Origin of the sequence: Rhodococcus sp. IEGM 1302, from assembly GCF_030056935.1 — a bacterium.
Lineage (GTDB): Bacteria > Actinomycetota > Actinomycetes > Mycobacteriales > Mycobacteriaceae > Rhodococcus_F > Rhodococcus_F qingshengii.
In genome coordinates, this window is sequence record NZ_JASHKY010000001.1 from 194797 (window position 1) to 208137 (window position 13341).

Below are 13341 nucleotides of genomic sequence, written 5' to 3' on the forward strand. Positions count from 1 at the left end.
GCAAAGCGCGGAGGAAGTGTACGGCGAGCTCACAGAGCGGCAGCAGCAGTTGGCGCGCAGGATCTTCCTCCGGTTGGTCAACGTCGACGAAGTGACGCAGACGCGTCGGCGGGCACCGCGCACCGAACTCTTCCTCGGTGACGACGTCGACGACGTGAATACCGTCATCGACCGGTTCGCCTTACGCCGCCTTCTCACCGTCGACGAGGAGACCGTCGAGGTTTCGCACGAGGTCTTGCTGTCCGCGTGGAGTCGGCTTCGCGATTGGATCGACTCGGACCGCGCCGGCCTGGCGGTGCATCGCAGGTTCACCTACGCGGCGCAGGTGTGGGAAGACAGTGGACGCGACCCCGGCGCGCTGCTCGGACCCGCACGTCTTCATCTGACGGAAGAATGGCTGCGTTCGGGCGAACTCGGGCTCCCACTGGAACCGAGTCGGACCCGCGCCGCCGACCTCAATGCCACCGAGCGGGAGTACCTCGCCGCGAGCATCGAGCATCGTGATCAGCAGGAATTTGCCGATCGCCGACGTACACGCGTGCTACGACGGCTCGTGACTGCGTTGGCAGCCGCGTCGGTGATCGCTCTGGTGTTGGCGGTGGTTGCGACCGTCGCCGGTATCGGAGCCAATCGTCAACGTGTCCAAGCAGATACCGCGCGAGACGAGGCGATGTCGCGTCAGGTGGCCACCGAGTCGATCAGGATGCGCGAGCGGGATCCGTCGCTGGCGTCGCAGCTTGCTCTGGCGGCCTTTGCGGTCAACGAAACAACCGAAGCCCGCTCGGCATTGCTGGATGCGTCGGGCGTTCATTCGGCTACTCGCATCATCGGACCGCCCGGCGCGATGAAGGCCCGGATCAACCCAGCTGGAACTGTTGTGGCGGTGGGTGGTTCGGACGGGAAGGTCAGGCTTTATCCGATGGTGGACGGTGTTGCCTCAGCCGTTCCGCAGGCAGAGTTCCTCGGAGTCTCGGAGGGCACGGCCCTCTTTGCCGTCGCCTACAGCCCGGACGGACGGCTGCTTGCGATCGGTGGCGCCGGCGGCGCTGCGCTGTGGGACGTGTCGGATCCCGAAAATCCGGTCCGTGGAACACTTCCCGTCGACGGTGAACGCGTAGTGCAGGACATGGAGTTCAGCCCAGACGGAACCAAGCTGGTCGCCGGTACCTCGACGCCCGACGTCCTGCGATGGAACATCGACACCTCCACGAATGCCGTTGCTTTGCCTGCTCTTCCGCATCCAGCTGACGGCATTGTCACCGCGACGTTCAGCCCCGACGGACGTTTCCTCGTGGCGGGCGGGCGTCAAGCGACTCTGCGCGTGTGGGACGTCGCGAAGTGGGGTGAGGAATCGGCGCCGATCTTCGCGACCGAGCCCAACGGCACCACCGTCCACTACCTCGGCGTTGCCTTCAGCCCGGACGGACGTGAGCTTGCGGCGGGAACGACTGGCAGGGAGGTGGTTCGGTGGGACATGAGCGATCCGGCGCGCCCTGCTCCCCTCCCGGCGCTGACGGGATTTTCCAGTTACGTCAACGAACTCAACTACGGTAAAGATGGAACACGCCTTGCTGCAGGGAGTTCCGACAACTCCGTGCGCGTGTGGGACCCCCGAACCGGGGCATTGATCGAAACACTTCCGGACAGTGGGGCGGTGACCACAGTCGACTACAGCGATGACGGCCGCAATCTGGTCACCGGGGGACTCAACGGTGTGACTCGCGTGTGGGCTCTTCCGGGTCCGGTCTGGGCGGGAGCTCGGGACACGATCTTCACCAGTCCCTTTGCCGCGGACGGCTCGCGTCTGGTGGCCGGCGTCGGTGCCAGGGGTGGCGCGATGTTGGCTTGGAACACCGAGGATCTCGATCGCCCCGCGGTGATGCCGGAGTTGAAACCGCAAGGGGCCGACACTTTCAGCGGTGCGTCGGCGGTGTCGGCAGACGGGAACCTGGCTGTGAGCGGCACCGGCGGCGGCGGTGCATATCTTTGGGACCTGAGTGATCCGGCGTCGCCACGTATCTACGGCGAGCCTGCGGTATATGTGAAGGGCATCGTGGCGGTTGTCGCACTGAATCCCGCCGGAGATCTGCTGGCGGTGTCCTCGCAGGACGACAACAGTATTGCGTTGGTCGACGTTTCCGACCCGTCGGCTCCGAAACTGTTGTCGTTGACCGATGTCGGCTCCTACCCGCAGATGATGGCCTTTCAGCCAGGTACCGACATCTTGGCGATCGCGAACGCCAAGAACGAAGTGGATCTGTGGGACGTGTCGAACGCAGCGTCGCCCCGGGTGGCGGCGACGGTGGGTGGATTCGAAAGCTACGCATTAGCAGTGTCTTTCAGCGCCGACGGAACGCTGTTGGCCGCTGGAAGTGCGGATCACGGTGTCGCCGTGTGGGACGTACGCACACCGTCGGCACCCGAGGAACTCGCTCGTCTCGTCGGCCCCGAGGGCGCAATCTATTCGATCTCGTTCAACCGCGCCGGTGATCGGCTCGCTGCCGGTGTCGGCGACGGAACCGTCTGGCTCTGGGACATCGAGACTCCCTCGCGGTCAACACGATTTGCGACGCTGTCCGCCTACCCGGGTCGCGTCAACGACGCTCAGTTCGCGGGCGAGAGTGACATGATCGCGGGCAGTGGGTCGGACAAGACCGTTCGCTTGTGGGGAATCGACCCCGACGGCGTCGTTGATCGATTGTGCCGCACCGCAGGATCTCCCATCACGGAAGCCGAATGGGAGCGGTACCTGCCCGGTGTTCCCTACCAGGATCCGTGTGCCGGCTGACGCGCTTCAGTTCATCCAGAACTCGAGCGCCGCTTCCCGACCCAGCTCGCCTCCGCTGCCGGTGATCACCAGTCCGGCGGAGGTGAGCTTGTACGTCACGTCCTTGTTGGTGACGGTGAATCCGTTGCCCGTGGGCGTCGGATCGTCGAGTTCGATGGTGGCGCCGTCGCTCAGCCGTTGACCCTTGTAGTAGTAACGCCCGACTCCGGTTTCGCAGATGACGATTCGTGATCCGGTCGTGACGGCGATGGCGACGGCAGGATTGGTGGAGTTGCAACTGGGGCCGCCGGAGATGAAGCCCTGACGGTTGGTGCCCGAGACGGTCGGCGCTGGTCCGATCGAGGTTGTGACGCGTGGGGGCGTCGTCGTTTTCGGCGCTGTGGTGGGTGCACTCGGCGCCCGAGTCGTGGTCGTGGAGTACGAGTACGGCGTCGTATAGGTGAGACTCCGCGAACTCGCTTCATTGGCGGCGTTGCCGAAAGCGGCGGCGAGCAGCCCGAAGAACGCGATCCACACGATCACGGCCAGGATGCCGAGTGCGGTGAAGATGTAGCCGATGATCAGTCCGGCAAGGGCGAGTCCGTCGCCTTCTTCGCCGGTCCGTTTGATCTGGCCGCGAGCGATGTGCCCGAAGACGATCCCCAACGGCGCGATGAGGAACGCGAAGACGAGGGCGAGCACCGCGAGTGTGTTCGTCGGCCGCCTGCCGTACGGATCGGGCTGCCCGTACGGAGACGGCTGCCAATTCTGATTGCCCTGGTACCCGTACCCACCCTGATCGCTCATGAGGTGAATCTTGGCATGGACTTAGCCGAAGAGTGCAGGTGATCGCTAGTTTCGGGTACGTGTCTCGAGCTGACGTGCGATGGTCGGCCAATCGTCGTCGGTCATCGCGAACAGCGCTGTTGTACGCCAACTGCCATCGGCGCGGCGTCGGTGCTTGCGCAGCAGGCCCTCGAACTGAGCGCCGAGCTTTGCGATCGCGGCCCTGGACTGTTCGTTGAACTCGTCCGTGTGCCACTCGACGCGTACGGCTTCGAGCTGGTCGAAGGCGTGACGAAGCAGGAGCAGCTTCGATTCGGGATTGATCCCGGTTCCCTGAACCGATCGCGACAACCACGTGTATCCGATTGCAAGACTGCGGTTTACCGGGTCGATCTGGTACATGGACGTGGTGCCGACCACGGCGTTCGTCGCGATGTTCACCTGCGCGAAGGCGATCCGATTAGGGTCGTCGGTTGCTGCAGCGATGTACTTCTGTGCCTGTTCCCGATCGGTGATGGGCGATGCGGTCCAACGAAAGATCGCCGGGTCGTCGGCAGCAGCGAGCAGAGCGTCGGTGTGCGCGACGCCCAGGGGTTCGAGTCGGACACGATCACCGGTCAGCGTCGGTGATTCGAACCATGATGCAGTCATCAGGCGTGCTCCCGTGAGTGAGTCGGAAGGTTGTTGTCGGAGTTGGCAATCTGATCGGTCCCACCGGCAAGCGGATACCGCAACGGGACTCGCAGGAACAAGAAGAAGAACACGGCGAGCAGGATGACGTGGCCCCACACGCTCGCCTGGACGACGGCCTCGTACTTGCTCGGATCGAGATTCATGTCCAGTTGGTAGAAGTACCGGAAGATGCCGATACCCAACGCTGCGTCGGCGATCAGATAGGCGACGATCCAGAACCACCGGATCTTGAACAGTACGAGGAAAGGCAGGATCCACAGTGTGTACTGCGGTGAATTGACCTTGTGCAGCAACACGAATCCGCACAGCATCGCGGCACTGACTGCAATCCACGGAAAGTAGCCGTCGCGGACGTAGCGGCGCCAACCCAGATACATCGCGAGCGCGAATGACAACAGGATCATCACCGGAGACAGGATGCTCACCAGTGCGTCGTAGTCGGCGTTGAGCTCGCGAACTCCGAAACCGTAGAACGGGCGCAAACCCCAGAACCACACCGAGTTGGTGGTGATGTCCGCGCTTCGCTTCTCCTGGAAGCTGAACGACGCGCGCCAGCCTTCGTAGGAAATGAGGGCGAACGGCAGGTTGACGAGGACGACGGTGACGATCGCCGCGCCCGCCGTCATCAGCGCTCCACGAACGTCGTAGCGCTTGCCTTCGGTGCCGCGTAGAAGCACGTAGGCCATGAGCGGCAGCACGAACATTCCCGGGTACAGCTTCAAACAGAAACCGATCGCCAGGATGACGGCCGCCAGAACCGCGCGAGTTCGCAGCGGGATCCGCTCGAACGTCATCAGGAAGATCGCGCCGACGCTGGTGGCCACCACCGGGAGCTCCCAGTTGTGGAATGCGTACAGAACCAGGGGCGGAGTCGCCGACCACACGAGCGCGTACGCGCCGCTCATCTTGCCGAGCATCCACGCCGTGAGCAGTCCGAAAGGAGCCAGGATCAGGGCCGAGTGCAGAAGGAAATCGGTGTCGGTGTGTGAGCCGATACCGCCCAGCCACATCAGAATTCCGCTGAGCACCGGGTATTCGACGGTTCCGCCGGTCAGGAATCCTTCGGGCGTTATCCCTCCGGTGACGAAGGGGAACAGATGCTGATCGATACCTCGTCCGAGCCAGAGCAACTGAATGTCGGAGTAGCAGACGTCGATGTTCTTGTTGACGTCGAAGTTCAGGCTTCGTCCGTCGGGCGCGAACGGTGCACCGCCGCATCTGGCCTTGTTGAAATAGCCCAGCGCCATCGTCAGCCCGCACAATCCGACGACCAACGCCAGGATCGACGCCGGGGTCTTGCGGTCTGTTCGCATGATTCTCACCCTAGGGGGCGCAGTGGCTCGCGGGGTGATGCGTCTGCACCACGCGTCGCGCATCGACCTGGCGGTCTTCCCGGAGGGCCGGGACGATTTCCCTGGTCAAGGCCCCTCGTGTAACCTACGAGGGTTGCTGACGCAACGACCCTCCTGCCACGGATAGTCCGTGGCCGTTTTCACTTAGTCCACAGGAGGTGATGAGGTCTTATGCGTCATTACGAATTGATGGTCATCCTTGACCCCAGCCTGGACGAGCGCACTGTCGCTCCTTCACTGGATACGTTCCTCAATGTTGTGCGCCAGCACGGCGGCACGATCGACAAGGTCGATGTCTGGGGTAAGCGTCGTCTCGCCTACGAGATCCTGAAGCATGCTGAAGGTATCTACGCGGTGATCGACATCAACGCCACTCCCGCCACCGTCGCTGAGCTCGATCGTCAGCTCGGTCTGAACGAGTCGGTTCTGCGCACGAAGGTTCTGCGCCACAACAAGTAATTACTGTCGGTAGCGAGCTCTACTCTCGCGCCCAACGGTCTTACATCAATGCAGGAGGAACCACATGGCTGGCGACACCATCATCACCGTCATCGGAAACCTGACGGCTGATCCTGAACTTCGTTTCACCCCGGCGGGTGCCGCGGTTGCAAACTTCACGGTTGCTTCCACGCCCCGCACCTTCGACCGTAATTCCAATGAATGGAAAGACGGCGATGCGCTGTTCATGCGTTGCAACATCTGGCGCGAAGCAGCCGAGAACGTCGCGGAGAGCTTGACCCGTGGTTCACGAGTAATCGTGAGCGGCCGGCTCAAGCAGCGTTCGTACGAAACTCGCGAGGGCGAAAAGCGAACTGTCGTCGAGCTCGAAGTCGATGAAATCGGTCCTTCACTGAAGTACGCCACGGCAAAGGTCAACAAGGCCAACCGTGGTGGCGGCGGTGGAGGCGGCAACTTCGGCGGTTCCTCCGGCGGATCGGGTGGCGGACGTCCGAGCGCTGCACCTTCGGGTGGAGACGATCCTTGGGGCAGTGCGCCTCAGGCTTCGGGCTCCTTCGGTGGTGCGGGCAGCGACGAACCGCCCTTCTGATCCGTACCTGATCAGGAACATCCAGAAAAGAGCAAAGACATGCCGAAGCCGCCCTTGCGCGACAAGGTTATGAAGAAGAAGGTCTGCACCTTCTGCAAAGAGAAGAACACGCAGATCAACTACAAGGACACGACGTTGCTTCGTAAGTACGTCAGCGATCGCGGAAAGATCCGTGCTCGCCGTGTCACCGGCAATTGCGTCCAGCACCAGCGCGACGTTGCCATTGCCGTCAAGAACTCACGTGAGGTAGCACTGCTGCCTTACGCCACCGTGGCTCGCTAAGGAAAGGGAGGAAAGAACATGAAGCTCATCCTCACCGCTGACGTGGACAACCTCGGTGCGCCTGGCGACACCGTGGAGGTCAAGGACGGCTACGGCCGTAACTACCTGCTCCCCCGCGGACTGGCAATCGTCGCCACCCGTGGCGCCGAGAAGCAGGTCGAGGGCATCCGTCGTGCACAGGAAGCGCGCGCTGTGCGCGGCCTGGATCACGCCAAGGAGCTCAAGGCAGCTATCGAGGGCCTCGAGTCCGTAACGCTGACGGTCAAGACCGCCGGTGGCTCGGGCAAGCTCTTCGGTTCGGTTACCGTCGCTGACGTCGCTGCTGCGATCAAGGCTGCCGGTGGACCGGTTGTCGACAAGCGCTCCATCGTGTTGCCGAAGGCTCACATCAAGAACACGGGCAAGCACGCCGTGGTCGTGAACCTGCACCCCGATGTGGTTGCCAAGTTCAACCTGAACGTCGTCGGCGCATAGTCGACTGTTCGTCTCGCCGGGCCCCGCACACTTCGGTGTGCGGGGCCCGACGTTTTGTTTCGGGGTGCGGTGTGCCGCCTGACAGCGTCCCGAATCGGACCTGGGGATAACTCTCACACTGTGATGTTCGACTTGGTGATCAGTGACGAATCGGGCGAGGCAACACGCCCGACACACCGACGCGCCGACTGTGGAAAAACTATTTTCATCAACAGGCCTGTGAAATTGTGGATAGCCATCTACCTGGTCTTATGTAGTTACTATGCAAAGTAGTCCCCAAATGCTCCACAGGCGGTGCACACCGTGGGGCGGGAGTTTCCACAAAGCATCCACAGGTTTATCCACAGTCCGGTTTGTATGCGGACCTACTAGTCCCTAACGTCATCTCGGCGTCTATCTACAGCCCGGCCGAATGCGGCTAGGGGATGTCGGTGGGGGCAGGTACAAATGATGAGGGCGCTGCGGTTTCTGGCAGTGTCGTCGAGTGTTTTACGGGAAGGTCTCGCTTGTGGCTGTTGTAGATGATCGAGGACCTTCCGACTTCTCGGGGCCGGACTACCCGGGCCCTCCCGAGGCCGAGCCCGACCAGGAGTTCGGACGCCAGCCACCTCAGGACATGACTGCCGAGCAGTCGGTGCTCGGCGGCATGCTGCTGAGCAAGGACGCCATCGCTGACGTCCTCGAGGTACTGCGCCCGGGTGACTTCTACCGGCCCGCTCACCAGTCCGTCTACGACGTGATCCTGGACCTCTACAGCCGTGGCGAGCCCGCCGACCCGGTGACGGTCTCCGCCGAGCTCGACCGTCGAGGTGAGCTCCGCCGTATCGGTGGTGCTGCCTACCTGGTGACGCTGACCCAGACAGTGCCCACAGCCGCCAACGCCGCCTTCTATGCCGAGATCGTGGCCGAGAAGTCCGTGCTGCGTCGTCTGGTCGACGCCGGTACGCGCATCGTCCAGTACGGCTACGCCGGCACCGAGGGCCAGGACGTGGCCGAGGTTGTCGACCGCGCGCAGGCCGAGATCTTCGAGGTCACCGAGCGTCGAACCACCGAGGACTTCGTACCCCTCACCGAGCTCCTCCAGCCCACGATGGACGAGATCGACTCCATCGCCAGCCGCGGCGGAATTTCCCTCGGTGTGCCCACCGGATTCAAGGATCTCGACGAGATCACCAACGGCCTTCACGCTGGTCAGATGATTATCGTCGCGGCCCGTCCTGGTGTGGGCAAGGCGCTTGCCCTCGATACTCCCCTCGCGACGCCCAGTGGCTGGACCACGATGGGTGACGTTGCTGTCGGCGATCTGTTGATCGACAACCACGGCAAGCCGACGCGGGTTGTTGCCGCTACCGACGTGATGGTTGACCGTCCTTGCTACGAGGTCGAGTTTTCCGATGGAACAGTGTTGGTGGCCGACGAGCAGCATCAGTGGTTGACGGAGACGCGTGCTTCGCGCCGTTCAGCGCAGAACGCCAAGACAGGTTACAACCGCTATAAGAATCAAAAGACATTCGCCGAGGTCCGAACCACGGCGGAGATCGCATCGACGGTGCGATGCGCAACGGCGGATGGCCGCGTTAATCACTCTGTCGTGAATGCCAAGCCGCTCGACCTACCAACGCAGGATCTCCTTGTCCCGCCCTACACACTTGGCGCTTGGCTAGGTGACGGTTCTACTGCCTGCGCACAATTCACCACTGCTGATCCTGAGATCATCATGTTGATCGAGGCCGAAGGCCTGGTTGCAGTTCCGTCCAAGTCGGCGCATTTGCGCTACAGCCTTCAATTAGCCCCGGAAGATCCCGTCGCTCCGCGCGATTGCGTTGTGTGCGGAAAGAGCTTCGTGCCGTTCACCAGTCACGTGCGAACGTGCGGTCAATCATGCGGCGGCAAAGCACGTTTCATGTCTGACCCTGTACCTGCGCCAACTTGTTCACACTGTGGTGGACCTTCGATCGGGCTGCGACTGTGCCAGAAGTGCCGCAATGAGTACGGCACGGTTCAAGGACGCCTACGTACGGTCGGTGTTCTGGGCAACAAGCACATCCCTGTCCAGTATCTCCGTGGGTCTGAGGCGCAGCGTCGTGCGGTTCTTGCGGGACTTCTCGACACTGATGGAACTGTGACTGCCGGTGGCTCCGTTCAGTTTTCGGTAACCAACGAGCGCCTCGTCCGCGACGCCCAGGAATTAGTGGTCAGTCTTGGCTATCGCTGCCAAATGAGCACAAAGCGAGTCAACGGTCGCACCGAGGCTTCGTCGACTGCATTCACCTTGACCTTCTCGACTGATGACGAAGTGTTCGGTCTTACGCGGAAAGCGATGCTGCACAAGGAGCGTCGAGCGAGTAAAAGCACTACGCGCAGCGGATCGCGCTACATTGTCGATGTTCGACCAATTGCGAGTGTTCCGGTTCGCTGCGTCGAGGTCGACAACGCCGACCACATGTACCTGGCCGGTCATTCGATGGTCCCGACGCACAATTCCACGCTCGGAATGGATTTCCTGCGTTCCTGCTCCATCACGCACGGCATGGCCAGCGTCATGTTCTCGTTGGAAATGAGCAAAACCGAGATCGTCATGCGTCTGCTGTCCGCAGAGGCAAAGATCAAGCTCGGCGACATGCGCTCCGGAAAGATGACCGACGACGACTGGACCAAGCTCGCGCGTCGTATGAGTGAGATCAGCGAGGCGCCGCTCTTCATCGACGACTCCCCCAACCTCACCATGATGGAAATTCGCGCAAAAGCGCGGCGGCTCAAGCAGAAACACGACATTCGCCTGATCGTCATCGACTACCTCCAGCTGATGAGCTCCGGTAAAAAGGTCGAGTCCCGTCAGCAGGAAGTCTCCGAATTCTCACGTAGCCTAAAGCTTTTGGCGAAGGAGCTCGAAGTTCCGGTTGTCGCGATCTGTCAGCTCAACCGTGGTCCCGAGCAGCGAACCGACAAGCGTCCGCAGGTCGCCGACCTTCGTGAGTCCGGATCGCTCGAGCAGGACGCCGACATGGTGATTCTGCTGTACCGCCCCGACGCGACCGAGCGAGACGATCCCCGTGGCGGTGAAGCCGACCTGATTCTGGGTAAGCACCGTAACGGCCCGACCGCGACAATCACTGTGGCGCACCAACTTCACCTCTCGAAATTCGTCGATATGGCGCGGGGATAGTGGCTGCCGCCATCGCCTGAAGGTGGGACGGATTTCAGATCTTGTGAGATCCTGCTACAAGCACCAATTCGATTCCACTAGTGCAAAATTCGGTTTTTCTACAGGTGGGGTAGTGCTGCAGTGAGGAAGACGGCGCCGAAGGCGATTCCGGCAATGCCGGTGAGGATCCCGACCACGCCGGCGGTGTTGTCGCCCAGATCGCGTCCGGGGGTGTCGGGTCGGCGCGCTGCCAGGGCGGTTCCGATGGCGGCGGCACCGAGGAGGATGCCGAGGCCGAACATCCAGAACGTCAGTATCGAGAGTGCACCGAGCATCAACGCCATGTCGCTGTATTCATCGCTGGTGATCGGACGGTGGTGATCCCACCAATCGGGTGGAGTGTGCGCGCGGGATTCGGTGTTGTCGGTGTTGTCGGATTGTTCGTGCGGGGGGATAGTGGATGCAGTCATGGCAGCTAAAGGGTTCTCGCGCTGATTCTTTCGTGTGGTGGATGTACCGGTGTGCGCCACGGGTGTGCAGTGGGAGATCGAAACGATGGTGGGTGAGGCCCGAGAACCCATCGCGTGTCCTCGGGAGTCACCCCACCATCAAAGCGGTGTTCGGGCCAGGCGGATCAGGCTTCGATCTGCACCTGTGTTGTCGATCCGGCGTTATCGGTTCGGGAGGGTGGTCCGGAGGAGACCTCGATCCGCCGCGGTTTCGCCTTCTCTGCGATCGGCAACGTCACCGTCAACACGCCGTTGTCGTACGAGGCCTCGATCTGTTGGGCGTCGATGTCGTCGCTGATGGACAGCTGCCGTTTGTATGTTCCAGCGAAACGCTCACTCGCCAGCCAGCTCACACCCTCTTCGGAGAGGGCGGTGCGGTGCGCGGTCAACGTCAGGGTCGAGCCGTCGATGCGGACGTCCACTGATCCTGGGTCGACGCCGGGAAGATCGGCGTGCAGGACGTACTGGTCCTCGACCTTGTAGAGGTCCATCGGCATGAACCGTGGACTGCGTCCGTTGCCGGTTCCCGCGGCGAGTACGGACTTGGTGATCGCGTCGATGTCGGTGAAAGGATCGAAACGAAGCACAGCAACACACCTCCCATGTCGTGAAAAGAAAAGTCACCGCCACTGTGGCGGTTGACCGAACTTACTGTGCGAGAACATGATAACCACACGAATTAGCACTCTGCAACCGAGAGTGCCAGAAGCTTTGGGGAAGTGTTCCGGTCCCTGAAGATCGCTGCTTTGCCTGGTCCCGACAAAAGCGGTGGCCGCCTTCGGCCTCGATTCGAAGCGGGCGGCGCGGTACGGCACTTCGTCAGTAGCGGCGGCGCGGCAACGGATCCGCCGGAGCCCCGACTCTGCGTGTGCGAGTCGGGGCGTATGACCGACGTCGGCATTGAGCACACAACACCGATGACCCACTATCCGTGCGAAGTCGACGTTCATGTCGTCCGCACATCTTCAACCATAAACAGTGCGATCGGTATAAATCATGTTCAGTCGCCTTCGATGCCAAGAAGTGACATGGCCGTTTGCATGGCAAGGTGAACATCTTGGTCGTCACGCTAGCGGCGCAGTAGCCGCGGTGCCTGGAAAGGTGGCCCGTGCCTGGTATTTGGTTTGCAGACGTCTGTTCCGAATGCTTTTGCAAAATAGGTCTTTTCCCGATGTTTGCGGGTGGATCGGGCATCGAACATCGCGGGTGCTCGTTCGTCGGAGTCGCTGCGAACGATGTCGGTGTTCGTGCACACACCGAACCGGCTGTAAGGGAGAACACTTCGGCTACCGTCAAAGCTTGCTCATCACAATGGAACTGGGACTTTCGACCCTGTCGTCTACAAGCAGTGCGCAATAACCTTCGTCGGGTCGGGGGCACCCGTTCCGTTCGAGGGGGCAAACAATCGGGCGGGTGTTCGTCAAGGCAAGGCCATATCACCCTCACTGGTCTCCTTGCCGGGCCTTGAGCTGTGCGCGCCCAGAAGTGCTCAGGGCCCGCCCGATGCGGGGATCGAGAAAGTGAAGACGAAAGGTTCTCAGATGAGCCGAAGGAGTGATCGGCGATCGACAAGTTCTGCTCGCCGCCTGGCCACGCGGACTACCGGTGTCAGAGGTTCGGCGTGTAAGCCGAACTCGCTCACGGCAGAAGATCTGAGGGCTGTAATCGAGTCCCTCACTGGAGTTCTCGCTGCTCGAGAATCGAGCGCGGAAACCGCACCTCTCGCCGGAAATCCTCCGTCGTCGACGCCAACTGACAGGCAGTTCTGAATCGCACCGGTATTTTCGCAGCCGGACAGCATATTCGAACTCGGACGCGCTGTCAGCCGGGACGGGTGGTAATCACAGAAGTAGGTGGAAGATGTCGAAGGCGACTGTCCATTGGGCTGTGCCGGGGTTCTTGCGGTCCGGTTCGACCGTGGCGAAGGTTTGCGCCAGCGCTACGCTCAACCCTCCTGCGATCAGCGGCAGTCGTTGCTCTGTCTCCTCTGAGAGGGCCACGTCCAAGGGCGGGCGGGCCGTGAGCTGATCGAGCAGCGGTTGAAGTTCGATCTCCTCGTCGAGTTTTTCGAACCGGTGGATGCTCTCCTGTAATCCCTTGGTGATCGGCAGGTCCCACGGTTCGATCACGTCGCGCAAGTTTGCTTTCGCGGAGGCTTTCCCGATCAGGATCACGTCGTAGATCTTGTCGTCGATGAAATCGGTATAGCGCTTGAGATCGTTCCGGTCGACCTGCAGTCCGGCCGCTGCCCTGAAGAACCGCTGGAATTTCACGGTGCCCATTAC

The 13341-nt window shown here is 61.6% G+C and carries 12 protein-coding genes; 6 read left to right on the top strand and 6 right to left on the bottom strand.

Annotation, left to right across the window (positions count from 1 at the left end):
* The first annotated feature begins 16 nt into the window (after nt 1–16).
* Entirely contained in the window at nt 17–2788 is a 2772-nt protein-coding gene (locus tag QM609_RS00885) for a WD40 repeat domain-containing protein (protein WP_349307375.1), read from the top strand.
* A 6-nt stretch (nt 2789–2794) separates the two neighbouring features.
* Here QM609_RS00885 and QM609_RS00890 read toward each other — a convergent pair whose 3' ends face one another.
* Genes QM609_RS00890 through QM609_RS00900 form a run of 3 tightly spaced genes read right to left on the bottom strand, consistent with a single transcriptional unit; the run spans nt 2795 to nt 5559 of the window.
* A complete protein-coding gene (locus QM609_RS00890) occupies nt 2795–3574 on the bottom strand; it encodes a DUF4190 domain-containing protein (protein ID WP_050656539.1) in 780 nt (259 codons plus the stop codon).
* A 45-nt stretch (nt 3575–3619) separates the two neighbouring features.
* On the bottom strand, nt 3620–4204 hold the full coding sequence (locus tag QM609_RS00895; RefSeq protein ID WP_050656540.1) for a GNAT family N-acetyltransferase: 585 nt from the start codon (nt 4202–4204) through the stop codon (nt 3620–3622).
* Nucleotides 4204–5559, bottom strand: coding sequence for a glycosyltransferase family 87 protein (locus QM609_RS00900; protein ID WP_007735530.1), 1356 nt, complete (start codon nt 5557–5559; stop codon nt 4204–4206). Before QM609_RS00900 ends, QM609_RS00895 begins: the two co-directional genes overlap by 1 nt.
* Nucleotides 5560–5769: 210 nt before the next feature.
* On the opposite strand from QM609_RS00900, the gene rpsF reads away from it, so the two are divergent.
* The 5 genes from rpsF to dnaB all read left to right on the top strand — a co-directional run bounded on the left by rpsF (nt 5770) and on the right by dnaB (nt 10568).
* The gene (gene rpsF, locus QM609_RS00905) at nt 5770–6057 is read left to right on the top strand and encodes a 30S ribosomal protein S6 (protein WP_003941237.1); all 288 of its coding nucleotides are present in this window, start codon (nt 5770–5772) and stop codon (nt 6055–6057) included.
* A gap of 64 nt (nt 6058–6121) precedes the next feature.
* On the top strand, nt 6122–6646 hold the full coding sequence (locus tag QM609_RS00910; protein WP_003941248.1) for a single-stranded DNA-binding protein: 525 nt from the start codon (nt 6122–6124) through the stop codon (nt 6644–6646).
* 39 nt (nt 6647–6685) lie between these two features.
* Nucleotides 6686–6928, top strand: coding sequence for a 30S ribosomal protein S18 (gene rpsR, locus QM609_RS00915; RefSeq protein ID WP_003941245.1), 243 nt, complete (start codon nt 6686–6688; stop codon nt 6926–6928).
* 18 nt (nt 6929–6946) lie between these two features.
* A complete protein-coding gene (gene rplI / locus QM609_RS00920) occupies nt 6947–7402 on the top strand; it encodes a 50S ribosomal protein L9 (protein WP_007735531.1) in 456 nt (151 codons plus the stop codon).
* A gap of 508 nt (nt 7403–7910) precedes the next feature.
* On the top strand, nt 7911–10568 hold the full coding sequence (gene dnaB, locus QM609_RS00925) for a replicative DNA helicase (RefSeq protein ID WP_065351641.1): 2658 nt from the start codon (nt 7911–7913) through the stop codon (nt 10566–10568).
* 98 nt (nt 10569–10666) lie between these two features.
* Here dnaB and QM609_RS00930 read toward each other — a convergent pair whose 3' ends face one another.
* The 3 genes from QM609_RS00930 to QM609_RS00940 form a co-directional block, all read right to left on the bottom strand.
* Nucleotides 10667–11017 carry a hypothetical protein gene (locus tag QM609_RS00930; protein ID WP_039973505.1) on the bottom strand — a complete coding sequence of 117 codons (351 nt, stop codon included), beginning with the start codon at nt 11015–11017 and terminating at the stop codon, nt 10667–10669.
* A gap of 164 nt (nt 11018–11181) precedes the next feature.
* Nucleotides 11182–11643, bottom strand: coding sequence for an Hsp20/alpha crystallin family protein (locus QM609_RS00935; protein ID WP_007735543.1), 462 nt, complete (start codon nt 11641–11643; stop codon nt 11182–11184).
* A gap of 1254 nt (nt 11644–12897) precedes the next feature.
* Nucleotides 12898–13338, bottom strand: coding sequence for a DUF1931 family protein (locus QM609_RS00940; protein ID WP_024487875.1), 441 nt, complete (start codon nt 13336–13338; stop codon nt 12898–12900).
* Nucleotides 13339–13341 lie beyond the last annotated feature (3 nt).